Here is a 23,070-nt window from a genome sequence, read left to right on the forward strand (position 1 = left end):
TTGAAGATCAACGCCGATGAAGGAGGCGTGTGATGCCCCTGTCCGATGAAGAGCAGAGGATGCTCAAAGAACTTGAAGCATCGCTTGTGGCAGACGATCCGCGCTTGGCACACACCCTGGGCAGCTCGCGGTCGCCGCGTCAGGTCCACGGCCGCCGCGCCGGTCTAGCCGGCTTGGGGTTTCTCGTGGGCCTGGTCCTGCTGGTGGCAGGCATCCAGACCATGTGGGTGATCAGCGTCATCGGCTTCGTCGTCATGCTCGGGTGCGCGGTCCTCGCACTGGGCGCCTGGCACCGGGCCAGTCATGTCCCTGCGAGGGGCTCCAAAGGCCCGAGAAGCCCGAAGAAGCAGCCCCCCTCCTCGGGAGCCTTCATGAACAAGATGGAGGACCGCTGGCGCCGCCGCCAAAACGGCGAGGAGCCCTGAGCCCTGTCCCTGATTCCCCTGCAACCCCCGGGTGCCCGCCCGGGGGTTTTTCGTGCCCGCGGGACGTGCCCTCGAGGGGAGCGTTCTGGTCGCCTGGTGGAGGAAAGTGGAGTAACGTGGCGCGTAGTGGAGCACTTGACCCTGATCGGGGAGCGAGGGGGACCCAATGTTTTTGGGCACGTACACCCCCAAGCTCGATGAGAAGGGCCGGTTCTTCCTTCCGGCAAAGTTTCGCGACGAGCTCGCCGAGGGTCTGGTCATCACGCGGTCCCAGGACCGCTGTCTGGCCATCTACCCGATGGCAACCTTCGTCACCATGACCCAACCGGTGAGCACCGCACCCGCGACCCTCAAGCAGGTCCGCGACTACCAGCGCATGCTGGCAGCCGGGGCCAGCGACGAGATCCCGGACAAGCAGGGGCGGGTCACGATCCCTCCAATGCTGCGCGCGTACGCAGCCTTGGACAAGGACATCGTGGTGGCCGGTGCCATCAATCGGGTCGAGGTCTGGGATGCCGCCGGTTGGCAGGCCTACTCCGCCGCGCAGGAGGACGCCTTCGCCGCCATGAACGAGGAGATCCTCACAAACGACGCCGGTCGCTGACTGCGGCATGCGGCTTCAGCCCGGGCCTGGCCCCCTGGTGCACCTTCCCCGGCACCAGGTGACCTGACAGGTCCGGGTTGGAACCGGATGCCGCAGTGCCGGGTCGGGGACGTGTCGAGTCAGGGAGGAGAGGCAATGGCGCAGTCCATACCTCCCACGACAGCTGCGGCCCATCCCGACCCATCCGCCATCCACATCCCGGTGATGTCCGAACAGGTCGTCGAACTCCTCTCACCTGCCCTGGACCACGAGGGTGCCGTCTACGTCGACGGGACTGTGGGCTTGGCCGGGCATGCGAGCCTCATCCTGCAGGCCAACCCGAGAGCCCGGCTGATCGGCATCGACCAGGATGGTGACGCCCTGGCCCTGGCGGCACGTCGACTGGACCGCTTCGGAGGGCGCGCACATCTGGTCCGGGCCCGCTTCGACGAGCTGCCCCGGGTGCTCGATGACCTGGGCGTGCACAGCCTCGACGCGATGCTGCTCGACCTTGGTCTGTCGAGTCTGCAGATCGATCGCCCGGAGCGCGGCTTCGCCTACCGAACCGATGCACCACTCGACATGCGGATGGACGATCGCAACGAACTCACCGCCGCCCGGGTGCTCAATGACTACGAGCCGGGCAGGCTGGTCGGCGTGCTCCGCGAGTACGGCGAGGAACGACAGGCTGCCCGGATCGTGCGTGCCATCGTCGCCGAACGCGAGAAGGCTCCCTTCGAGAACTCCGCGCGGCTCGTGCGCGTCATCGAGTCCGCCATCCCGGCAGCCGTCCGGGCGAGGTCCAGCGGGCACCCCGCCCGACGCACCTTCCAGGCCCTGCGCATCGAGGTGAACGGGGAACTGAAAGTCTTGCAGGCCGTGCTGCCACATGTACTTGCGCGCATGACAGTGGGCGCGCGCCTCGCCGTCTTGGCCTATCACTCCCTGGAGGACCGCATCGTCAAGCAGGTCTTCGCGAAGGCGAGCCAGGACAGTGCCCCCGCGGGCCTGCCCGTCGTGCCCGACGAGCTCGCCGCCCGCTTCGCCCTCGTCACCCACGGTGCCCAGCGGCCCTCGGCCGAGGAGCTGGCGGCCAATCCGCGATCTGCCTCGGCGCGACTCCGCGTGCTGCGCCGGATCCGCGCCGAGAGCACCGGAGGACGGCGATGAGTTCCGACACCGACGACCGGCGCAGCGGTTCCCGGGGGCCGGCCGCCCCGCATCGCACCACGCTGGCGGGTATCCCCTTCGCCCTCCTGCTGCTGGTCATCCTCGGGCTGGGGATGGCCGCCATCCTCATCGTCAACACCTCCATCCAGCAGCAGGAATCCACCCTGGAAGACCTGCGTGCTTCCGCCCAGGCCGCCGGCTACCACCAGGACCTGTTGCAGGGGGAGGTCGACCAGCTCGGTACGACCACCGTGCTCGCCGCCAAGGCAGCGAACCTGGGCATGGTGCCCAATCCCAACCCGGTGATCATCCAGATGCCCTCGGGCCAGGTCCACGGCACACCCACGCCGGCCACGGGCACCGAGATGCCCGGCGTGGCGGTGGCGTCCGCCGTGCCCTCGCCGAGCTCCGAGATCTCGATCGTGGACAGCGGCGAGCCGGCTGCCACCCAGCCAACTGCTGAGAGCGGCGCGGCGCCATCCAGCACCCCGACGAGCTCGGCGTCGGCGGGCGCCATGTCCACTGCGTCGGCGGGCGCGACGAATACCGCGCCGGCGGGCGCTACCAATACCACGCCGGCGGGCGCCACGAATACTGCGACGCCAGGCGCAGCTGCGGGGTCCCGGCCCGGATCGTCGGACGCTCCGAGCGGCGCGAGCACCACCGGGACGCCCTGATGGCCGGCTCCCAGAACCATGGCCCGCGAGGCCAGCGCCACACGCCGAAACAGCAGACTCCTTCGGGCGGGCGCCCGGCCACCGGGCAGCACCCCCATGACCAGGCGCGCCAGCGCCCCCACGACCAGGCGCGCCAGCGCGCCGCAAGCGCGCGTGCTAGAGCGGCCACCGCTGCCCCGCGCACCCGCCGCAGGCCGAAGTCCGAGAAGAGACCGTGGCGGCTGCATCTCGGCTCGACGAGCCTGCGAATCCGGATCTTCCTGCTGGCGATGGCGATCGTCGTCACGCTGATCGCCGGCCGGGCGGTCACCCTCCAAGGTTTCGATTCAGCGGCGAATGCCGCCGCCGCTGCGGAAAAGATGACCCAGAAGCGGGTGCTCGCCCCCACCCGCGGCTCGATCACGGATCGCAACGGCGAAGTGCTCGCCGGCACGCAGCCGGCGGTCAAGGTCGTCGCGGACCCGGTCTCGATCGCCACGAATGGGCTCAACCCCATCTCCCTCGACGCCGAGGAGAAGGCGCGCCTCGGCGAACAGACGCCACGCCAGATCGCCACAGTGCTGGTCAGATATCTCGGTGGCTCGGTCTCGGACTACTTGCCGAGCCTTCGCAGGACGAGCCAGCCCGATGGCACACCCGACCGCTATGAGGTACTCGCCGTCAACGTGCCCGCCGACACCTATCTCCAGTTGCAGGCGGGACTGGCGTCGGTCAAGGATGCTCTGGGCGACGAGGGGGGACTCAACGGCATCTCCAAGGAAGACGACCCGATCCGCGTCTATCCTTCGGGCACGCTCGCGTCCAATGTCGTGGGCTTCGTCAACTCCGAGGGCCAGGGCGCAGCGGGCCTGGAGTACTACCTCAACACCAGCCTGGCCGGCCTTCCCGGCTCCGAGCAGTTCGAGTCGGGTCAGTACGGCCGGATCCCCCTGGGCCACTCCACCCTTAAGGCCGCGCAGAACGGTACCAGCTATGAGCTCACGCTCGATGCGGGACTGCAGTACCAGGCCCAGCAGCTGCTGAACGCTCAGGTTGCGAAGACCAAGGGGCTGTCGGGCACCACGATCGTCATGAACGTCAAGACCGGCGAGCTGCTCGCCCTGGCGACCACTCCGAGCTATGACTCCAACAACCCCGGTGCCGCCTCCGCGGCGAACCTGGGCAACCGCGCGGTCACCGATGCCTATGAGCCAGGCTCGGTCCAAAAGGTCTTCACCATTGCAGCGCTCATGGACGCCGGCATCATCACCCCCGGCACGAAGGTCCAGGTCCCCGGCACGCTCAGCTCGGGAGGGGGCACCATCAATGACGCCTCGGTGCACAGCGCCGACCTGACCGTGCGCGGGGTCATGTACTACTCGTCCAACATCGGTGCTGCGCTGCTTGCCCGCCAGATGGACAAGGCCGAGCTGCGCCGCTACCTGGCGAGCTTCGGGCTGGGCTCTCCCAGTGGCATCCAGCAGCCCGGTGAGGGCTCCGGGTACCTGCCGCCGCCCGATATGGCCGATTACACGAGGGACCAGATCGCCTTCGGGCAAGGGCTTTCGGTCACGGCCGTGCAGATGGCGGCAGGCCTGGCAGCAGTGACGAATGGCGGGGTGTACCACTCCCCGACACTGCTCAAATCGGCCACCGACGGCTCGGGCCACCCAGTGGGCCTGCCAGCCACCAGCTCGCACCGGGTGATCTCCGAACAGGCGAGTGCCGAGGTGCGCGAGGCCATGGAGGCGGTCACGGCCGGAGGCACCGGGCAGGCCTCGAGAATGATCCCGGGATACCGGATGGGCGGCAAGTCCGGCACCGCGCAGACAATCGACTCCGCGACCGGCCGTTATGATAATGACCTGTACATGTCCTCCTATGTCACTGTCGCGCCCCTCGAGGATCCCCAGATTCTCGTGTACACAGTGATCAATGTGCACGGCCAGTACGGCGCCACCGCCGCTGGGCCGGTCTCGCGGGAACTCATGGAGCTGGCGCTGCCGAGATATGGCGTGCTCCCGCAGGCAAACGTCCCCGTCGACACCGAACCCCTCACCTACGAGCCGTGATGAACAGCACCGATAACCCCACGCCCATCAACCGCGCCCTGCGCCCGGTCGGTCTGCCCGCCCGTCCGCTCAACGAGCTGTGCGCTGGCCTGGATGTCACGCTCAGCCCCGGGGCCCTGCAGGCCCTGGTCGGCGATGTCGAGCTCGATTCTCGCGCCGCCGGGCCCGGGACGCTGTACATCGCCCTGCCCGGCACCCGCACCCACGGGGCACGGTTCGCCGCGCAGGCAGTGGCACACGGCGCAGTCGCCGTCCTCACCGATCCGGTCGGGGCAGGGCTGGTGAGCGGAGAGAAGCTGCCACTGGCTGTTGCCCCTGACCCGCGCCATGCGATGGCCGTGATCGCCGCCCGGCTGTTCGGCCACCCCGCGCGCGAGATGCTCATGATCGGCCTGACCGGGACGAACGGGAAGACCACGACCGCCTTCCTCGTGGAGGCCGCGCTCGCCGCTGCTGGGCACCGGGTCGGCACCATCGGCACCATCGGCTTCCGCCTCGGCGGGCAGCCATTGCCCAGCGCGCGCACCACGATCACCACACCGGAGTCCAGCGATCTGCATGCCCTGTTCGCCGTCATGCGCCAGGGCGGTGCCGATGCCGTTGTCATGGAGGCCAGCTCGGTGGCGCTGGCCCAGAAGAGGGTCGACGGGCTGCGTTTCGATATAGCCGCATTCACCAATCTGGGCCGTGACCACCTCGACTTCCACAAGACCCAGGAAGCCTATTTCGAGGCGAAGGCCACCCTGTTCACCGCCGCGATGTGCCGGCAGGCGGTCATCAATACCGACGACCCATGGGGCCGGATCCTTGCCGGGCGAGCCGGGCGCGCAGGCCGGCCTCCGTTCGTGAGCACGGGTTTCGACCCCGCCCGCAACTACCGGGTGCTCGCCTGGCGACCCACTCCCGGTGGAGGCGAGCACATCGAGATGGACGCCGCCGGGCGCCCGCTGAGCTTCGATATCGCGCTGCCCGGACGCTACAACGTGGCGAACGCCGCCACCTGTGTGGCAATCCTCGATCGCGCGGGCATCGACCTCGACGCCGCCCTGCCAGGGCTGGCCCGGGCCCAGGTGCCCGGGCGTATGCAGCACGTCGATCTCGGCCCACAGGCGCCACGGGTCTATGTGGACTTCGCGCACACCCCCCAGGCCGTCGAATCGGCGCTGGCCGCCCTGCCCGGACGCCGCATCGTCGTCCTGGGGGCCGGCGGCGACCGGGACCGGGCCAAGCGCGAGCCGATGGGCCGGGTCGCCGCCGAGCACGCCGATGTGGTCATCGTCACCGACGACAATCCCCGCAGCGAGGACCCCGCGGCGATCCGCGCCCAGGTGCTGGCGGGCGCGCAGGGTCACCGCGGTGTCCAGGTGCTGGACGGGCAGGATCGACAGCATGCCCTCGAGCTGGCGCTGGCGATGGCCCAGCCAGGCGATGCGCTCGCCGTCCTGGGCAAGGGACATGAGAAGACCCAGGAGATCGAGGGCGTGCTCCACCCCTTCGACGACGTCGCGGTCATCACCCAGCTGTGGGGACGGATGCACCCAGAATCGAAGGGACACTGACGTGCTCAGCCGAACCGTGGGCGAGATCGCCCGACTGATCGAGGACCAGGGCTGCCCCTGCAGGATCGAGGGCGACCCCGCAGTCCGGGTCGGGCCCGAGGTCGTCATCGACACCCGCCAGGTCAGCCCGGGCGCCCTGTTCGTCGGGCTGCCGGGGGAGCACGTGGATGGTGCGGATCTTGCCCCGGCGGCAGGCAGGGCCGGTGCCGGCGCAGCGCTGGTCGGCCACCCGGTGGACGCCGATCTGCCCTGCCTCGTGAGCCCCCAGGCCGCTGCCGGCCTGAGCGCCCTTGCCCGCGGCCTGGTCGACGAGCAGCGCCGCCGCGGCCTCGTGACCTTCGCCATCACAGGCTCGGCGGGCAAGACCTCCACCAAGGACCTGCTCGCCCAGGTGCTGGCGGCAAGTGCACCGACGGTGAGCCCGGTGGGCAACCACAACAACGAGATCGGCGTGCCGCTCACCGCCTGTGCCCTCGACGACACGACCCGTTTTCTGGTGAGCGAGATGGGTGCCCGCGGAATCGGGCACATCGCCGCGCTGTGCCGCATCGTGCCACCGACGATCTCCACCGTGCTCAACGTGGGCACCGCCCACCTCGGGGAGTTCGGCAGTCGCGACGCGATAGCCCGGGCGAAGGGCGAGATCCTCGAGGCCCTCCCGCCGGACGGCTGGGCCGTCCTCAACGCCGGCGATCCTCGCGTCGACGCCATGGAGGCCCGCACCCGGGCCAGGATCGCCCGCTGGTGTGCGGCTCCGGGAGGGTCCGAGCAGGATGTGCGCCGGGTGCGCGCCGAGCTTGTCGTGAGCGCCTCCCAGATCGCCTTCGACGACCTGGACAGGGCCAGCTTCACCCTGCATGCCCGCACCGAGGACGAGGAGAGCAGCCAGCGCGTGCGACTCGGCCTCATCGGCGCCCACCAGCTGCCCAATGCGGTGGCAGCAGCGACGATGGCGCTGGCTGCAGGGCTCGGTCTTGATGCGGTGGCCGATGCGCTGAGCCACGCCACGACGCGTTCGCCGCTGCGCATGGAGCTCCACGAGACAGCGGGCGGCGCGGCGATCATCAATGACTGCTACAACGCCAACCCCGAGTCGGTCGAGGCCGCCCTGGGTGCCCTGGCCGATATTGGCCGGGCACGGCGCCGGAGTCACCCGGGAGCACGGACGATCGCTGTCCTGGGCGATATGGCCGAGCTCGGCTCCCAGTCAGCTGCTCTGCATGCCGCGGTCGGCTCCCGGGCCGGCGAGCTGGGCATCGACGAGGTCATCGGCGTCGGCGAGTTCGGTGAGATCGTGGCCCGGGCGGCGCAGTCCGCCGGTGCCCGGGCGCGGCGCGCCGCCAAGCAGGAGGTCGCAGGTCTCATAGAGTTGTGTCCCGGTGATGTCGTGCTCGTCAAGGCGAGCCGGGTGCTGAAGCTCGAGGAGATCACCGATCAGTTGCTCGATCGCGCTGCCGGTGGCGCTGAAGGGAGGATCCACAGATGATCACGATCCTCGCCGCAGGCGTCATCTCGCTGGTCGCCACCCTGATCGGCACGAAGTACCTCATCGTCTTCCTCGTCCACCGGGGCTATGGCCAGTTCATCCGCGACGACGGTCCCACCACGCATCGCACGAAGCGGGGTACCCCGACGATGGGTGGTGCCGTGGTGATCGCGGCAACCGTGGCCGCCTATCTGCTCGCCCACCTGATCAGCAGTTCGCGAATCACCGCCTCCGGGCTGCTCATCCTGGGCCTGCTCGCGGCTACGGGTTTCATCGGATTCCTGGATGACTGGACGAAGATCTCCAAGCAGCGCTCGCTCGGCCTGACGCCGCGGGGCAAGCTCATCGGTCAGGTCCTGGTGGGCGTCGCCTTCTCCGGGGCGGCGCTGCTCTTCCCCGCCGCCAGCGGCAATGTCGGTGCCCGCCCTGCGAGCGTCTACATCTCGATCGTGCACGACATCGAATGGCTGCGGCTTCCCGTCGTTCTCGCCATCTTCTGGATGACCCTGCTCATTACCGGCTTCTCCAATGCGGTGAACCTCACCGACGGACTCGACGGGCTGGCCACCGGTGCGTCGACCATGGTCTTCGGCGCCTTCGCCCTCATGGGCATCTTCGCCTCGAACCAGTGGTGTCTCACCGGGGCCCGCCTGGCCCGCTGCTATGACGTGCGCGACCCCTCCGATCTGGCGGTGGTGTCCATTGCGCTGGCAGCGGCCTGTTTCGGCTTCCTGTGGTGGAACGCGAAACCGGCGAAGATCTTCCTCGGCGACACCGGCTCGCTGGGACTCGGCGCCGCGATGGCCGGCCTGGCGATATTCAGCCGCACCGAGATCCTGCTCGTCGTGCTCGGCCTGCTGTTCGTCATCGAGACCCTCTCGGTGATGATCCAGGTCGGCTACTTCAAATACTCCGGGGGCAAGCGAGTCTTTAAGATGGCGCCGCTGCACCATCACTTCGAACTGCTCGGCTGGGCCGAGACGACCGTGGTCGTTCGCTTCTGGATCATCTGCGGAGTGTCGGTCGCCATGGCACTCGGTATCTTCTATGGCGCATGGGTGTGGGGTTGGTGAATTCTCAGCAGGATTGGATCGCTGCGGCGAATCGGTTGTCGCCGTGGCAGCGCGGGCACGTCGTGGTGGCAGGCCTGGGCAGTTCGGGCTTCGCGGCCGCCGATGCCATGCTGGAGTTGGGGGCGAAGGTCACGGTCCTCGACGACGGCCGCTCGAAGACACTGGACGAGAGGGCAACGCTGCTGGAAACCCTGGGCGCCACCGTGCGACTCGGGCCAGGGGCCAGTGCGAAGCTGCCGGCGGCCACCGATGTCGTGGTCACCTCGCCGGGCTGGCGGCCCGATTGGCCACTGCTCGCGGCGGCCAGCGCCGCGGGTACGCCCATCTGGGGGGAACCGGAACTGGCGTGGCGCCTCATGTTCCCCGACCATGTGGTGCCCTGGATCGGCATCACCGGCACCAACGGCAAGACGACCACCACCCAGATGGTCGACTCGATGCTGCGGGCAGCGGGCCTTCGGTCCGCTGCGGTGGGAAACATCGGCCGTCCGATCATCGAGGCCCTCAACGACCCGGTCGGCTACGAGGTGCTGGCCGTGGAGCTGTCCAGCTTCCAGCTGCACTGGTCGGACTCGCTGAGCCTGCACTCAGCGGCCGTCCTCAATCTGCACCCCGATCACCTGGAGTGGTACGCCTACGCCGGTGACCCCGCCGCCGCGATGGCCGCCTATGGCCATGACAAGGCCAAGATCTTCCATCGGGTCCAGCACAGTTGCGTCTACAACATTGCCGAGCCCGCGACCCGCGAGATGGTCGAGCAGGCCGATGTCGTCGAAGGGGCCCGGGCGATCGGCTTCACCTCCGGCATACCGCAGGTCGCGAACATCGGGATCGTGGACGATCTCATCGTCGACCGCGCCTTCGTCCAGCAACGCCAGACCTCGGCGCTGCCACTGGCCGATGTGCACGATGTGCATCCCTTCGCGCCCCACAATGTGGAGAATGCGTTGGCCGCCGCGGCCCTGGTGCGCAGCTTCGGGGTGCCCCCCTCGGCCGTGAAACAGGGCCTGCTCGATCTGCACCTCGGCGGGCACCGGATCGAGACGGTCGCGCAGGCCCAGGGAGTGCGCTGGGTCGACGACTCCAAGGCCACCAATCCGCACGCCGCCAATTCCTCGATGCGCGCCTTCGAGCACATCGTCTGGATTGCCGGAGGGCAGGCCAAGGGCACGACCTTCGACGAGCTGGTGACCCGGCACGAGGACAGATTGCGGGCCGCCGTGCTGCTGGGCGTCGACCGTGGGGTGGTTGCCGATGCGCTGCGCCGTCACGCCCCCCAGGTGCCGGTCATCGTACTTGACAGATCCGATCCCTCGGTGATGGGCGAGGCGGTGCGCGAGGCAGCGCGCCTGGCCCATCCGGGTGACACCGTGCTCATGGCACCCGGATGCGCGAGTAAGGACATCTGGCCCGGATATGCCGCCAGGGGCGATGACTTCGTGGCAGCGGTGCGAGAGGTGACCGGTCGGCAGGACGGGTGATCATCGAGGGTTGGGCGGAGATGACGGGCACGTTGCCGCAGGACAACGATGGGCACGGCGCCGCAGGACAACGATGGGCACAGGGCCGAGAACGAGGGGCCACCGGCAGGGGGGAAGCGATGTCGACTCGGGACGATCTCGATGGGCCCGATGCCGCCGGCGTGGCGCCGGGGCCTGAGGGTGCGCTTGGCGATGGCAGCCTGAAGCGAGCCCTTTCGCTGCCACTGACGAACTACTATCTCGTCATCGCCTCGGCCGGGCTGCTCGTGGCCTTGGGCGCCCTCATGGTGCTCAGCTCATCGTCGGTCTATGCAGCGGTCAACCAGGGCGATCCCTACTACTTCTTCGTCCGCCAGATCGTCTGGCTGGGTGTCGGCATTCCCGTCACCATCTGGATCTCGCGGCGCGGCGAGGAGTTCCTCAAGCTCGCGGGCTGGCTCTTGCTCGGCGGTGTCGTCGTCGCAGAAGCCCTTGTGCTGTTCACCCCCCTGGGCACACCGCGCGCAGGCATCTCGAACAAGGGGAACCGCAACTGGCTCTATATCGGCGGGCAGAGCATCCAGCCCTCCGAGTTCGCCAAGCTCGCCCTCATCCTGTGGGCGGCCGGCGTCCTGGCCAATCGAACCCGGACCCTCAACGAGCCCAAACGCCTGTTCATGCCCTTCCTACTCGGTTTCGGCCTCGTCCTCGCCCTGGTCCTGCTGGGCGGTGACCTTGGCACCTCGATCATCATCGCGATCATCATGCTCAGTCTCCTGTGGTTCGCCGGAGCCCCGGTCTGGACGCTGCTGGGGATGGTCGCGGTGGGCGCCGCCGGGGTGGCGGCGATGATCGTCTCGAGGCCGACCCGCCTGCAACGCGTCGAGGCCTATCTGTCCGGCTCGGCCACGGTCGGATCCTCCGAGCAGCCGCTCAATGCGATCTACGCGCTGGCCACCGGCGGCTGGTGGGGAGTAGGGCTTGGTGCCTCGAGGGCCAAGTGGGGCGGCCTGTACGACGGCGCCCTCAATGACTATGTCTTCGCCGTGCTCGGCGAGGAGCTGGGGCTGCTCGGTACGCTGACCGTCATCGGGCTCTTCCTCGTGCTCGGCGTGGCGGGACTGCGGATAGCGCTCAACAGCGATCGGCCATTCTGGCGCCTCGCATCGGCCGCCACCACGGCCTGGCTCATGGCCCAGGCCTGCATGAACATCGCCATGGCGATGAAGCTGCTGCCGGTGGTCGGGGTGCCCCTGCCCTTCATCAGCTATGGAGGCTCGGCCCTGCTGGCCGACCTCGTCGCCGTCGGGGTCCTGCTGGCCGCAGCTCGCCACGAGCCGGCCGCCCGACAGGCCCTCAAGAGTTCGGGCCGCACTGCGGCACCGGTGCGGATCAGCACCGTCATCGACAGGAAGGGATGAAATGGTCAGCGTTGTCCTGGCAGGCGGAGGGACTGCCGGTCACACCTCGCCCCTCATCGCCACCGCCGAGCAATTGCGCCGACTCGACCCGCATGTCTCGCTGCTGTGCGTGGGAACTCCGAAAGGCCTGGAGAAGAGGGTCATCCCCGAGGCCGGGCTCGAGCTGCGCCTCATCCCCGCGGTGCCCCTGCCGCGCAAGCCCGGCAGGGCACTGCTCAGCGTGCCGGGGCGCCTGCTCGGGGCCGTGCGGCAGGCCCGCGCGCTGTTGCACGAGGCGCACGCCGATGTCGTCGTCGGCTTCGGCGGCTATGTCTCGATGCCGGTCTATCTGGCCGCCTGGAGCGCGCGCATACCGGTGGTCCTGCACGAGCAGAATGCCCTTCCCGGCGTGGCCAACCGGGTCGCCTCGCACTTTGCGGCCGCCGTGCTCACCAGCTTCCCCGACACGCCCCTGAGGTCGGCCCGCCAGGTCGGCCTGCCGGTGCGCGCCGCCATCGCCGGACTCGCCGAGCAGGGCCGTGCCTCGCTGCGGGCCCGGGCCCGCGAACACTTCGGCCTGCGCAGCGATCAACCGGTGCTGCTGGTCAGTGGCGGTTCGTCCGGCGCCCGCTCGCTCAACACGGCCACCTGCGAGGCCCGCGATGAGCTGCTGGCCCAGGGCATCCAGATCCTCCACGTGCTGGGGCTCAAGAACTTCCACGACGATCCCGCAGTCACCGACCCCGCGACGGGCGCCGGCTACCACCCGCTGGGCTATCTCGACGAGATGGATCTCGCCTATGCCGCAGCCGATCTCATGCTGGCCCGCAGCGGCGCCGGGACGGTCGTCGAAACTGCCGTCGTCGGCCTCCCGGCGATCCTGGTCCCGCTGCCGATCGGCAACGGCGAACAGGCCCGCAATGCCCGGCCACTCGTCGAGGCCCAGGCGGGCATCGTCGTCGAGGACCGTGAGCTCACCGGACGGCGCCTGGTGACCGAAGTCGTGCCCCTCATCACCGATGCAGCCAGGCTGCAGGCGATGGGCGCCGCCGCCCAGCGGGTGATGCCGCCGGGCGCCGCCCAGCGGGTGGCCCGCATCGTCGTAGAAGAGGCTCGGCGATGACATTGCTCGAACCTGTCCCGCTGGTCGTCCCCGAGCGGCTCGGTGCGGTGCACTTCCTCGCGATGGGCGGCTCGGGCATGAGCGGGGTCGCGCTGGCCTACCACGAGCGCGGTGTGCCGGTGAGCGGCTGCGACCAGGTGGACTCGCCCACCTTGCGTCAGCTGGGTGCCGAGGGGATCTTGAGCTGGACCGGCCACGACGCGGCCCATCTCCAGTCGGTCGACACCGTGGTGGTCTCCAGCGCGATCCGCCACGACAATGTCGAACTCGCCGAGGCGCGGCGCAGGGGGTTGCGGGTCTGGCATCGAAGCGCGGCGTTGGCCGCCCTCATGCTCGGCCACGACACGGTCTCGGTGGCCGGCACCCACGGCAAGACGACCACCACCTCGATGATCGCCACGATGGCCACCGTCGCCGGGGCCGAGCCGAGCTATGTCATCGGCTCGCCGCTGGCCAGCACCGGCCAGAGCGCCCACATCGGGACGGGCCGGCCCTTCGTCGTCGAGGCCGACGAGTCGGATGGCAGCTTCTTGCAGTACCCCACCCGGATCGCCGTCATCACGAACATCGAGGCTGATCACCTGGACAACTGGGGCACTGCCAGCCGCTATGCCGAGGGCTTCGAGCGCTTCGCGAAATCGGGTGACGTGGAGGCCGTCGTCATCGACGCCGACGATCCCGGCGCCCAGGAACTGGCGGAGCGGTTGAGGGATTCGCCGGCCCGGGGGAGGACGGTCATCAGCTACGGCGAGAACCCACGGGCCGATGTTCGGCTGCGGCAGATCGTGGTTGAGGGGATGCACGCCAGCGCCCAGCTCGACTTCGAGGGCCGCACGCACGAACTGCACCTCACTGTGCCCGGACGCCACAATCTCTGGAACGCCGCCGGGGCCTTCGCTGCCGGCCGTCTGCTCGGCCTGCCGGCCGAGGACCTGCTGCGCGGCGCTTCGGCCTTCACCGGGAATCTGCGGCGTTTCCAGCCCGTCGGGCATGTGCAGCTGCCCGATGGTCGGCTGTCAGTCTTCGATGACTATGCGCATCACCCCACCGAGATCCGCGCAGCGCTCTCCGCGGCCCGGCGGGCAGTGAGGGGGGGACGGCTCGTGGCGTGCTTCCAGCCCCATCTGTACAGCCGCACGCAGGAGTTCGCCCAGGAGTTCGGCCGGGCCCTGGCGCTCGCCGACCTCGCCGTCGTGACCGATGTCTACGGCGCCCGGGAGGATCCGCTGCCGGGCGTGACCGGACAGCTGGTGGCCGATGCGGCGAGGGCGGCGGGCATCGAGACCCACTATGTGGCCGACAAGACCCGGTTGCCGGCCGAACTGGCGCGGCTCGTGCGCGGCAAAGACCTGCTCATGACGCTCGGCGCCGGCGATATCACGCTCGTCGGGCCGATGCTGGTGCGTCAGCTGGGCGGATTCGTCGCGGGTTCGCGGCGATGAGCGTCCCAGTGGCCCCCGATGGCGCGCCAGATCTGGCGATCCGCGCCCAGGTGAGGCGACGGCGCCGGCGCAACCGGCTGATCGTCGCCGGGATCGGGGCGACGATCCTCGCGGTGCTCGTCTGGCTGGTCGGCTGGTCAACCGCCTTCGCCGTGCGGACAATACTGGTGCGCGGCACGGTGCTCACCAGTCAGGCAGAGGTCGTGGAGGCCGCCGAGGTGCCGGTGGGCACGCCCCTTGCCCAGCTCGACACCGACGCCATCGCTCACCGGGTCGAGAGCCTGCCCGCCGTGGCGAGGGTCCGTGTGACGCGTTCGTGGCCGCACTCGGTGGTCATCGCCGTCACGGAGCGCACCCTCGTCTACCAGCGGGCGGATGCCCAGGGCTACCAGTGGATCGATTCGGCCGGGATCGTCTTCCACACCACTGCGCAGCGCCAGCAGGTGCCGCTCGCGAATCTGCCCAGCACCGATGACCGGTCTCTGCTGGCCGATGTGGCCACCGTCGTCTCGCATCTGCCTGCTGACGTGCGGGCCCGCGTCCAGTCGATCCAGGCAAGCTCGCGCAACAACATCCTCATCGTCCTTGACCGCGATCAGAGCGTCTTCTGGGGCAGCGCGGACGAGTCCGGGCAGAAGGCCGCGCTGCTGCCGGTGCTGCTGGCCCAGCCCGGCCACGCCATCGACCTGTCGTCCCCCTCGGCTCCGGCGATCAAGTGATCGGGCCGTCATCTGCGGTCTGCTGCCCGGCCCTGCGCGGGGTGAGCCGGGCGGGGCGCAATCTCTCGACCACGGGTTGAGGCTCAGCCCGGCCACGGCGTGATGTGTTGGACACCCCCCAATGGCTCTCATAGCCTTGAGCTCCGAGGCCCGCCTGTACCCGCTGGCGGGTGGTTGCACCAGCCAGGATGATCGTCGAGAGTGATCGCCGCTGTGGTCGGGGCAGACCGGATCAAGAGGAAGAGGCGGAATCCCGTGGCAACAGCGTCGCAGAACTACCTGGCGGTCATCAAAGTGGTGGGCGTCGGCGGGGGCGGCGTCAACGCGGTGAACCGGATGATCGAGGAAGGCCTCAAGGGGGTCGAGTTCATTGCGGTGAACACCGATGCCCAGGCGCTGCTCATGAGCGATGCCGATGTGAAGCTCGACATCGGCCGTGAACTGACCCGCGGGCTCGGAGCGGGTGCCGATCCTGAGAAGGGCCAGCAGGCCGCCGAGGATCACTCCGACGAGATCGAGGAGACCCTCAAGGGCGCCGACATGGTCTTCGTCACGGCCGGCGAGGGCGGTGGCACCGGGACCGGTGGTGCGCCGGTGGTCGCCAAGATCGCTCGTAGCCTCGGAGCACTGACGATCGGCGTGGTCACCCGGCCCTTCAGCTTCGAGGGCCGGCGCAGGGCCAACCAGGCCGACAGCGGGGTCGACAAGCTCTCCGAGGAAGTCGACACACTCATCGTCATCCCCAACGACAAGCTGCTCGAGATGACCGATCGTCAGATGGCGATCCTCGATGCCTTCAAGCAGGCCGACCAGGTCCTCATGCAAGGCGTGTCCGGGATCACCGATCTCATCACCACACCGGGCCTGATCAATCTCGATTTCGCGGACGTGAAGTCGGTCATGAGCAATGCGGGCTCGGCGCTCATGGGCATCGGCTCGGCGCGCGGCGAGGACCGGGCCAAGACAGCTGCCGAGGAGGCGATCAACAGCCCCCTGCTGGAAGCCACCATCGACGGCGCCAAGGGCGTGCTGTTGTCCATTGCCGGCGGCTCGGACCTGGGCCTGTTCGAGGTGAGCGAGGCAGCCAATCTCATTGAGCAGGCCGCCGCCGATGACGCCAACATCATCTTCGGTACGGTCATCGACGATGCGCTGGGCGATGAGGTTCGGGTCACTGTGATCGCTGCCGGCTTCGAGGGCGACCAGGGTCCGCAGAACCACGCAACTGCCCGCAGGCAGTCCGCGGCGCCCGCCCAGAAGCAGGTTCCCGCACCGGCGAACCAGACCCAGCGCGCCACGCGGGACACGGACGCGGCGCAACCGCCGGAGCCGACGCGCACCGCGATCCGCGAGAGCCCCGCTGCCGATGCCGACGAGCCCACTCGCCACACCCAGCGCCCCCAGGTGGCGCCGCGCTACACCCCGCCGCCCGACGAGGACGAACTGGACGTACCCGATTTCCTGAAGTGACACCGGCTTGTTCGCCTATCTGAACGAGCCGGGCGTCGAGGGGATCGGCATCGCCTTCACCGATCGACTGGGGGGTGCCTCGCGGGGCCAGTTCACCTCCTTCAACCTGGGGCACACGGACGAGGACGAGCTGAGCGCACTGCGGACCAATATGCACCGGCTGCGCGAGCGTCTCGGCATCGGCCCGGTCTGTGTCGTCAAGCAGGTGCACGGGACCACGATCCGCACGATCGATGCCGGTGCCGCGCTCGCAGCGAGCGAGGACGCCTGGCTGGGGGATCGCGTCGAGGGCCTGGCTCCCCTCGCGCGAGCCGATGCCCAGGTGAGCACCAGTGGAGCAGTGGCCCTGGCGGTCAGGGTGGCCGATTGTGTCCCGGTGCTGCTGGCCGATGAGGCGACGCATGCCATTGCTGCCGTCCATGCCGGGCGGGTCGGTCTGCTCAGCGGTGTCCTGCAGGCGGCAGTGGGCGCGATGAGGGCTCACGGGGCCCGCACGTTGGTGGCATGGGTGGGGCCGCACATCTGCGGACGGTGCTACGAGGTGCCCGCCGCGATGCAGGAGCAGGCCTGCGCTGTCATCCCTGCGCTGCGGGCAACGACCAGCTGGGGCACCCCCTCGCTCGACCTGGGCGCGGGTGCCCAGGATGTCCTCGAGCGCGAGGCCGTGCAGGTGCACCGACTCGATCCCTGCACCCGTACCGATGCCAGGTTCTTCAGTCACCGCGGCGACCACGGGCGCACCGGGAATCAGATCGGCCTCATTTGGCGCGTTGCCGGGCACGTCGGGCCCGCCGCCGCGGGATGAACGGGTAACCTCTTGTGTGCCGTGGGCTCGCAGGTGCCCATGTCGCGACTGAGAAGGGGCTCGTCATGCCGGAGTTGATGAAGAAGGCCGCTGTATGGCTCGGCTTGGTCGGCGATGACCGTTTCGACGAGGACCAGGCGGCGCAGGAGGAGTACAGCGAGTCGGTCTACGTCGACAGCCGCGACGCACCCCAGGTCGATGCCGCCAGGCCCCAGGAGATCTACGCGGCACCGGCTGCCGGAGAACCCCCGGTGCGCCAGCAGGTCACCCAGACCGCCGATCTGGCACGGATCATCAGCGTGCGCCCGCGCACCTACAACGAGGCCCGAACGATCGGCGAGAACTTCCGCGACGGTACCCCGGTCATCATGAACCTGTCCGATATGGATGACTCCGATGCCAAGCGGCTCGTCGACTTCGCCGCCGGGCTCATCTTCGGGTTGCACGGATCCATCGACCGGGTCACCAGCAAGGTCTTCCTGCTCACTCCGCACAATGTGCATGTCACGGCCGAGGACCGGCAGCGATTGGCAACCTCCAGCTTCTTCAACCAGAGTTGAGCCCGTGGATCTCTACATCATCGGCGAAATCCTGCTCATCGCGCTGAACATCTATCTCTACGTGCTGTTCGCCCGGATGGTGCTGTCCTGGGTGCCGCTGCTGGCTCCCGATTGGCGGCCCAAGGGGCTCGTCCTGGTCGTCTTCGAGACCATTTACACGCTCACCGACCCGCCGCTGAAATTCGTCGGCCGGTTCATCAAGCCGGTGCGTATCGGATCGATCGGGCTCGACATCGGCTTCCTGGTCGTCGTCTTCGCGGTGATCATTGCGCAGCGGCTGGTCTGGTATGTCTTCTGACATGGCGCGGTCCGTGGGCTGCGGTGTTACTCGAGCAAGCCGGTTCAGGGTAATCTCATCCGAAGACCCCGCATGTGCGGGCAGGATCGATTCATAGCAGCGAGGTTTGGAGCGCACAATGACGCTGTCCATCGACGAGGTTCGCAGTATCCGCTTCCCCATGGCGCGAAAGCCGAATGAGGATGGCTACCGCGCCAGTTCTGTCGACAAGTTCATGGACGAGCTCGAGATCAGCTATGCCCAGCTGGTCGAGGAGAACGAGAAGCTGGCCAAGAACCAGGGGTCGGCCCCCAAGGCGGGCGCCGAGGATCCTCAGCTCGCCGAGCTGAGCGCCGAACGGAGCCGCCTGAGCTCCGAGGTGGATCGTCTCGGCACGGAGAACCAGCACCTGCGCGGGCAGCTCGACGAACTGCGCTCCACCGGGAACAAGAGCTCGGCTGCCACCCAGCAGCTCAGCCGCGAGAATGAGCAGCTGCGCGCCACCGTTGACCAGCTGCGCAGCCAGCTGGAGGCAGCCCAGCGCGAGGCCGCCCAGGTGCGTGCCCAGCTCCAGAACGTGCAGAGCGCGAATGCTGCCTCGGGGCAGGGCACCATCGCCAATGGCACCCAGCATGTGGTCGTCACAGCGGCCGACGAGGCCGGCCCGTGGGCGGCACGACTGCTTGAGATGTCCACCAAGGAGGCCGACCAGCTGGTCGCCGAGGCCAAGCAGCACGCCGACGAGTTGCGTCGCCAGGTGCAAAGCGAGACCGAGCAGCAGCGCGCCGAGGCGAAGGTCCAGGCCGACAATCTCGTCGAGGACGCCACCCAGAAGGCGGCGCGCCTGGACTACGAGTCGCGCAACAATGCCGATCGGGTGACGCGCGAGGCCCAGCAGCGTGCCGATGCGCTCGACAGCCAGGTGGCCGCCAAGCGCAAGGAGCTGTTCGCGGCACTCGAGAGCGAACGCGATTCGCTGGCCAAGAGGCTCTCGCAGTTGCGCAATTTCGAGAGCAACTACCGCAGCAGCATCACGACCCACCTCGAGAACCAGCTCAACACGCTCAAGGATCTGCACCTGTCCCCCGAGGACGACGCCAACACTCCACGGATCGATGCGTTGTTGGCCGACAACAAGGACTGAGAGCCCGTGGGGGCTTGACAGTCGGTGTATCGTCGGCCATCAGCTATATTCCGAGACAGAGAGTTGGAACTGATGGCAGTGGATGGCAACGCAGTGGCTCGCACCGCGATCGATCTGCCCGTTCTGCCCGGGGAGGATCCCTGGACCGCCGACGAGGTCACCGAAGTCCGTGCGGAGCTCGTGGCCGAGGTCGCGCGGATGCGTAAGGCGCTGGAGGTCTCCGATGCCGAGCTGGCCCGCCTGATGGGCGAGGGCAGCGATGGTGCGGGGAAGGATCCTGCCGATGTGGGATCCTCGAATTTCGAGCGCGATCAGGAGCTCAGCATCAACGCGAACGCCCGCGAACTGCTCGACCAGAACGAGTCGGCGTTGCGCCGGCTCGACGATGGGAAGTTCGGTCTGTGCGAGAACTGCGGAAACCCGATCGGGAAGGCCCGGCTGCAGGCCTTCCCGAAAGCAACGATGTGCGTGAAATGCAAGCAGCGGCTGGAACGGCGCTGAGCAGCTCTCGCGTCGCGCGCGAGCGGACCAGGTTGGGGCTTACCCGCGCCGTCATGATCGCGGTGGCGGTGCTCGGCTTCGCGCTCGACCGGATCACCAAGAGCTGGGCGCTGGCCCACCTTCAGGAGAACACCCCCAGTGCGACATTCGCCGGGGGCTGGGTGAGTCTCGAGCTGCTGTTCAACTCGGGTGCGGCGTTCAGTATGGGGTCCTCGGCCACCATCGTCTTCAGCGTGCTGGCGCTCATGGCTCTCGCCTTCATGCTGGTATGGGTCTGGCCGCGTGCCAGGGGCTGGCTGGCCAGCGTGTGCGCCGGAGTGCTGGTGGCCGGTATCGGCGGCAATCTCGCCGATCGCCTGCTTCGTCCGCCTGGGGTGTTGCGCGGGCATGTGGTCGACTTCATTGCGGTGCAGCATTTCGCGGTGTTCAACGTGGCCGACATGTTCATCTCCACTGCTGCGGTGCTGTTCGTGATCTATGTCCTCGTCTCGGGGCGAGACGAGGAACCCTCGGATGCCCCAGCCAGCCCGCAGGGCTCTGTGGCCGGAGGGCAGCCGTGAGCGCGCTGCTGGTGCCCGATGGGCTCGACGGTGAGCGTGTCGACTCGGCCGTCTCGCGGATGACCGGGCTCACCCGGTCACGGGTCAGCGAGCTCATCGACGAGGGGCGGGTGCTGCTCGGCTCGGATGTGGTGCACAAGGCGGCCACCAGGGTGAGCGGGGGACAGCTGCTCGACGTAGACCTTTCCGAACCGGTGCGCCTGGCCCGCGTCACCCCAAGGGTGGTGGAGGGGATGCGGATCGTCCACGAGGATGCCGACGTCGTGGTTGTCGACAAGCCCGCCGGGGTCGCCGCCCACCCCTCGCTGGGCTGGGAGGGGCCCGATGTGGTGAGTGGCCTGGCAGGTGCGGGATTGCGGATCTCCACCTCCGGCGCGCCGGAGCGTCAGGGCGTCGTGCACCGCCTCGACGTGGGAACCAGCGGGCTCATGGTGGTGGCGAAGTCCGAACATGCCTACACCGTGCTCAAGCAGGCCTTCCGCGACCGTACGGTGACGAAGGTCTACCTGGCGGTGGTCCAGGGTCAGATGGATCCCCTGCGCGGCACCGTCGAGGCGCCGATCGCGCGTCACCCGGGATCGCAGTGGAAGTTCGCAGTGGTGGCCGGGGGCCGGGCGAGCGTCACCCACTACGAGACCGTGGAGATGATGCGCCGGGCCAGCCTGCTGGAGGTGCACCTGGAGACCGGGCGCACCCACCAGATCAGGGTGCACTTCTCGGCCCTGCACCATCCCTGCGTCGGCGACCCGCTCTACGGTGCCGACCCTGGCCTCGCGCATGCGCTGCACCTGGACCGCCAGTGGCTGCATGCGGCCCGGCTCGGCTTCGTGCATCCCGACAGCGGGCAGTACATGGAGTTCTGCTCGCCGCTTCCCGACGACCTCGACACCGCATTGCAGACCCTGCGCGCGCAGTGAGCCGCTCAGGGGCAGCTCGTGTCGGGCGTGCGTCCATCGGGGATCCGCCCGATCGCTTGGGCGATTGACGCTGACTCAGGTGTGGACACGTCCGTGGCCTCCGGTAGGGTGAGGGCGTGCGTAGAGCCAAGATTATTTGTACGCTCGGGCCCGCCACGGCGACCCAAGAGCGAATGGAAGAAATGATTCGAGCGGGCCTGGACGTGGCCCGGTTCAACATGAGCCACGGCGACCATGCCGAACACGCGACCAACCTCGCCGACACCCGCGCTGCGATGAAGGCCGTCGGCAAGCGCGTCGGTCTGCTTGCCGATCTCCAGGGCCCCAAGATTCGGCTGGGGACTTTCGCCGAGGGCCAGGTCGAGCTCACATTGGGCCAGACCTTCACCATCACCATCGACGACATCTCCGGCGACGCCCACCGCGCGTCCACCACGTACAAGGGTCTGCCCGGCGATGTCAAGCCCGGTGACACGATCCTCATCGACGATGGCAACATTGGTCTCGAAGCCGTCGAGGTGACGGACACCGATGTGGTGACCAAGGTCACCGTCCCCGGGCCGGTGAGCAACCACAAGGGCATCAACCTGCCCGGCGTGGCCGTGCGGGTTCCCGCGCTGTCCGCCAAGGACGAGGACGATCTGCGCTGGGCCCTCGCCAACGATTTCGACATGATCGCACTGTCCTTCGTGCGCCGTGGCGCCGACATCACCCGCGTCCACGAGATCATGGATGAGGCCGGTGTCCACCTGCCGGTGATCGCCAAGCTCGAGAAGCCCCAGGCCATCGAGAACCTCGACGAGATCATCGACGCCTTCGACGGCTTCATGGTCGCCCGTGGCGATCTGGGCGTGGAGATCCCCCTCGAAGAGGTCCCGCTCATCCAGAAGACCATCGTGCGCAAGGCCCGCAAGTGGGCGAAGCCGGTCATCGTGGCCACCCAGATGCTCGACTCGATGATCAGCTCCCCGCGCCCCACCCGCGCCGAGGCCTCCGACGTCGCCAACGCCATCCTCGATGGCGCGGACGCGGTGATGCTCTCCGGCGAGACCTCGGTCGGCGCCTACCCGGTGATCACGGTGAAGACGATGGCGAAGATCGTCGAGAACACCGAGGCCCACGGACTGTCCGATATCTCCAAGATCAAGTGGGATCCGCACACCACCGGCGGCGTCATCGCCCTGGCTGCCGCCACCTCCGGTGCCCAGCTGGGTGCGAAGTACATCGTGGCCTTCACGCAGTCCGGCGACACCGCCCGCCGGATGTCGCGGCTGCGCAGCGATATCCCGTTGCTCGCCTTCACCCCTGAGGTGAAGACAGCAGCATGGCTGACGCTGTGCTGGGGCGCGCGCGTGTTCACCACCCCGGACTACAAGAGCAACGAGGAGATGGTCACCGCCGTCAACCGTTCGCTCCAGGAACTCGGCCTCGCTGCGCCCGGCGATGTCGTCGTCATCGTCTTCGGTTCCCCGATCGGCATGGTGGGCAAGACCAACACCATGCGCATCCACCGCCTGAAGTCACAGGATTGGGAAGAAAAGCTCGAAACGACGAAGGCCGACGAGAACAAGTCGATCGTCGCGAACGACCGGCGCTGACACTGGCTCGATCCGGTTCGGCGGTAGTGGCCCAGCGGCTGCTGCCGCCGAATCACGTTGTGAACCCAAT

General features: G+C 68.3%; 22 protein-coding genes. All 22 read left to right on the forward strand.

Features of this window, described 5'->3' with window-relative positions; all coding sequences use genetic code 11:
* Window positions 1-32: 32 nt before the first annotated feature.
* The 22 genes from BMX93_RS00375 (at window position 33) to pyk (ending at window position 23,000) form a co-directional block, all read left to right on the forward strand.
* Window positions 33-425, forward strand: coding sequence for a DUF3040 domain-containing protein (locus BMX93_RS00375; protein ID WP_091966526.1), 393 nt, complete (start codon window positions 33-35; stop codon window positions 423-425).
* 166 nt (window positions 426-591) lie between these two features.
* Window positions 592-1,029: a division/cell wall cluster transcriptional repressor MraZ gene (mraZ, locus tag BMX93_RS00380; RefSeq protein WP_091966528.1), complete on the forward strand. Its 438-nt coding sequence runs from the start codon at window positions 592-594 to the stop codon at window positions 1,027-1,029.
* A 135-nt stretch (window positions 1,030-1,164) separates the two neighbouring features.
* On the forward strand, window positions 1,165-2,178 hold the full coding sequence (rsmH, locus tag BMX93_RS00385) for a 16S rRNA (cytosine(1402)-N(4))-methyltransferase RsmH (protein ID WP_091966530.1): 1,014 nt from the start codon (window positions 1,165-1,167) through the stop codon (window positions 2,176-2,178).
* On the forward strand, window positions 2,175-2,855 hold the full coding sequence (ftsL, locus tag BMX93_RS00390) for a cell division protein FtsL (RefSeq protein ID WP_091966532.1): 681 nt from the start codon (window positions 2,175-2,177) through the stop codon (window positions 2,853-2,855). The genes rsmH and ftsL overlap by 4 nt, the downstream gene beginning before the upstream one ends.
* A gap of 269 nt (window positions 2,856-3,124) precedes the next feature.
* Complete coding sequence (locus tag BMX93_RS00395; protein WP_091966845.1) at window positions 3,125-4,906, forward strand: peptidoglycan D,D-transpeptidase FtsI family protein; 1,782 nt, start codon at window positions 3,125-3,127, stop codon at window positions 4,904-4,906.
* Window positions 4,906-6,465 (forward strand): UDP-N-acetylmuramoyl-L-alanyl-D-glutamate--2,6-diaminopimelate ligase, encoded by a 1,560-nt coding sequence (locus BMX93_RS00400; RefSeq protein WP_091966534.1) that lies wholly within the window; start codon window positions 4,906-4,908, stop codon window positions 6,463-6,465. Before BMX93_RS00395 ends, BMX93_RS00400 begins: the two co-directional genes overlap by 1 nt.
* 25 nt (window positions 6,466-6,490) lie before the next feature.
* On the forward strand, window positions 6,491-7,951 hold the full coding sequence (locus BMX93_RS00405; RefSeq protein ID WP_245725657.1) for a UDP-N-acetylmuramoyl-tripeptide--D-alanyl-D-alanine ligase: 1,461 nt from the start codon (window positions 6,491-6,493) through the stop codon (window positions 7,949-7,951).
* Window positions 7,948-9,024, forward strand: coding sequence for a phospho-N-acetylmuramoyl-pentapeptide-transferase (gene mraY, locus BMX93_RS00410; protein ID WP_091966538.1), 1,077 nt, complete (start codon window positions 7,948-7,950; stop codon window positions 9,022-9,024). The genes BMX93_RS00405 and mraY overlap by 4 nt, the downstream gene beginning before the upstream one ends.
* Window positions 9,006-10,505, forward strand: coding sequence for a UDP-N-acetylmuramoyl-L-alanine--D-glutamate ligase (murD, locus tag BMX93_RS00415; RefSeq protein ID WP_091966540.1), 1,500 nt, complete (start codon window positions 9,006-9,008; stop codon window positions 10,503-10,505). Before mraY ends, murD begins: the two co-directional genes overlap by 19 nt.
* A 119-nt stretch (window positions 10,506-10,624) precedes the next feature.
* Entirely contained in the window at window positions 10,625-11,905 is a 1,281-nt protein-coding gene (locus tag BMX93_RS00420) for a peptidoglycan glycosyltransferase FtsW (protein WP_091966542.1), read from the forward strand.
* A 1-nt stretch (window position 11,906) separates the two neighbouring features.
* The gene (murG, locus tag BMX93_RS00425) at window positions 11,907-13,007 is read left to right on the forward strand and encodes an undecaprenyldiphospho-muramoylpentapeptide beta-N-acetylglucosaminyltransferase (protein WP_091966544.1); all 1,101 of its coding nucleotides are present in this window, start codon (window positions 11,907-11,909) and stop codon (window positions 13,005-13,007) included.
* Entirely contained in the window at window positions 13,004-14,449 is a 1,446-nt protein-coding gene (gene murC, locus BMX93_RS00430) for a UDP-N-acetylmuramate--L-alanine ligase (RefSeq protein ID WP_091966546.1), read from the forward strand. The genes murG and murC overlap by 4 nt, the downstream gene beginning before the upstream one ends.
* Entirely contained in the window at window positions 14,446-15,168 is a 723-nt protein-coding gene (locus BMX93_RS00435) for a cell division protein FtsQ/DivIB (protein ID WP_091966548.1), read from the forward strand. Before murC ends, BMX93_RS00435 begins: the two co-directional genes overlap by 4 nt.
* 255 nt (window positions 15,169-15,423) lie before the next feature.
* Window positions 15,424-16,638 carry a cell division protein FtsZ gene (ftsZ, locus tag BMX93_RS00440; protein WP_091966847.1) on the forward strand — a complete coding sequence of 405 codons (1,215 nt, stop codon included), beginning with the start codon at window positions 15,424-15,426 and terminating at the stop codon, window positions 16,636-16,638.
* A gap of 7 nt (window positions 16,639-16,645) precedes the next feature.
* On the forward strand, window positions 16,646-17,443 hold the full coding sequence (locus BMX93_RS00445; RefSeq protein ID WP_091966550.1) for a purine nucleoside phosphorylase YfiH/LACC1 family protein: 798 nt from the start codon (window positions 16,646-16,648) through the stop codon (window positions 17,441-17,443).
* A gap of 65 nt (window positions 17,444-17,508) precedes the next feature.
* On the forward strand, window positions 17,509-18,003 hold the full coding sequence (locus BMX93_RS00450; RefSeq protein WP_091966849.1) for a cell division protein SepF: 495 nt from the start codon (window positions 17,509-17,511) through the stop codon (window positions 18,001-18,003).
* Window positions 18,004-18,007: 4 nt separating this feature from the next.
* Window positions 18,008-18,301, forward strand: coding sequence for a YggT family protein (locus tag BMX93_RS00455; RefSeq protein WP_245725639.1), 294 nt, complete (start codon window positions 18,008-18,010; stop codon window positions 18,299-18,301).
* Between the two features lie 118 nt (window positions 18,302-18,419).
* Window positions 18,420-19,424: a DivIVA domain-containing protein gene (locus BMX93_RS00460; RefSeq protein WP_091966554.1), complete on the forward strand. Its 1,005-nt coding sequence runs from the start codon at window positions 18,420-18,422 to the stop codon at window positions 19,422-19,424.
* 72 nt (window positions 19,425-19,496) lie between these two features.
* Entirely contained in the window at window positions 19,497-19,925 is a 429-nt protein-coding gene (locus BMX93_RS00465) for a TraR/DksA family transcriptional regulator (RefSeq protein ID WP_091966556.1), read from the forward strand.
* The gene (locus tag BMX93_RS00470) at window positions 19,898-20,485 is read left to right on the forward strand and encodes a signal peptidase II (RefSeq protein ID WP_091966558.1); all 588 of its coding nucleotides are present in this window, start codon (window positions 19,898-19,900) and stop codon (window positions 20,483-20,485) included. The genes BMX93_RS00465 and BMX93_RS00470 overlap by 28 nt, the downstream gene beginning before the upstream one ends.
* Window positions 20,482-21,402, forward strand: a complete 921-nt coding sequence (locus tag BMX93_RS00475; RefSeq protein WP_091966560.1) for an RluA family pseudouridine synthase — start codon at window positions 20,482-20,484, stop codon at window positions 21,400-21,402. Before BMX93_RS00470 ends, BMX93_RS00475 begins: the two co-directional genes overlap by 4 nt.
* Before the next feature lie 116 nt (window positions 21,403-21,518).
* Window positions 21,519-23,000, forward strand: a complete 1,482-nt coding sequence (pyk, locus tag BMX93_RS00480) for a pyruvate kinase (protein ID WP_091966562.1) — start codon at window positions 21,519-21,521, stop codon at window positions 22,998-23,000.
* Window positions 23,001-23,070 lie beyond the last annotated feature (70 nt).

It is taken from the genome of Propionibacterium cyclohexanicum, assembly GCF_900111365.1.
In the GTDB taxonomy this organism is placed as follows: Bacteria; Actinomycetota; Actinomycetes; order Propionibacteriales; family Propionibacteriaceae; genus Propionibacterium; species Propionibacterium cyclohexanicum.

Coding starts and splice junctions, on each gene's coding strand:
- BMX93_RS00375 (WP_091966526.1), top strand. CDS start 33: ATGCCCCTGTCCGATGAAGAGCAGAGGATGCTCAAAGAACTTGAAGCA.
- mraZ (WP_091966528.1), top strand. CDS start 592: ATGTTTTTGGGCACGTACACCCCCAAGCTCGATGAGAAGGGCCGGTTC.
- rsmH (WP_091966530.1), top strand. CDS start 1,165: ATGGCGCAGTCCATACCTCCCACGACAGCTGCGGCCCATCCCGACCCA.
- ftsL (WP_091966532.1), top strand. CDS start 2,175: ATGAGTTCCGACACCGACGACCGGCGCAGCGGTTCCCGGGGGCCGGCC.
- BMX93_RS00395 (WP_091966845.1), top strand. CDS start 3,125: ATGGCGATCGTCGTCACGCTGATCGCCGGCCGGGCGGTCACCCTCCAA.
- BMX93_RS00400 (WP_091966534.1), top strand. CDS start 4,906: ATGAACAGCACCGATAACCCCACGCCCATCAACCGCGCCCTGCGCCCG.
- mraY (WP_091966538.1), top strand. CDS start 7,948: ATGATCACGATCCTCGCCGCAGGCGTCATCTCGCTGGTCGCCACCCTG.
- murD (WP_091966540.1), top strand. CDS start 9,006: ATGGGTGTGGGGTTGGTGAATTCTCAGCAGGATTGGATCGCTGCGGCG.
- BMX93_RS00420 (WP_091966542.1), top strand. CDS start 10,625: ATGTCGACTCGGGACGATCTCGATGGGCCCGATGCCGCCGGCGTGGCG.
- murG (WP_091966544.1), top strand. CDS start 11,907: ATGGTCAGCGTTGTCCTGGCAGGCGGAGGGACTGCCGGTCACACCTCG.
- murC (WP_091966546.1), top strand. CDS start 13,004: ATGACATTGCTCGAACCTGTCCCGCTGGTCGTCCCCGAGCGGCTCGGT.
- BMX93_RS00435 (WP_091966548.1), top strand. CDS start 14,446: ATGAGCGTCCCAGTGGCCCCCGATGGCGCGCCAGATCTGGCGATCCGC.
- BMX93_RS00450 (WP_091966849.1), top strand. CDS start 17,509: ATGCCGGAGTTGATGAAGAAGGCCGCTGTATGGCTCGGCTTGGTCGGC.
- BMX93_RS00460 (WP_091966554.1), top strand. CDS start 18,420: ATGACGCTGTCCATCGACGAGGTTCGCAGTATCCGCTTCCCCATGGCG.
- BMX93_RS00465 (WP_091966556.1), top strand. CDS start 19,497: ATGGCAGTGGATGGCAACGCAGTGGCTCGCACCGCGATCGATCTGCCC.
- BMX93_RS00470 (WP_091966558.1), top strand. CDS start 19,898: ATGCAAGCAGCGGCTGGAACGGCGCTGAGCAGCTCTCGCGTCGCGCGC.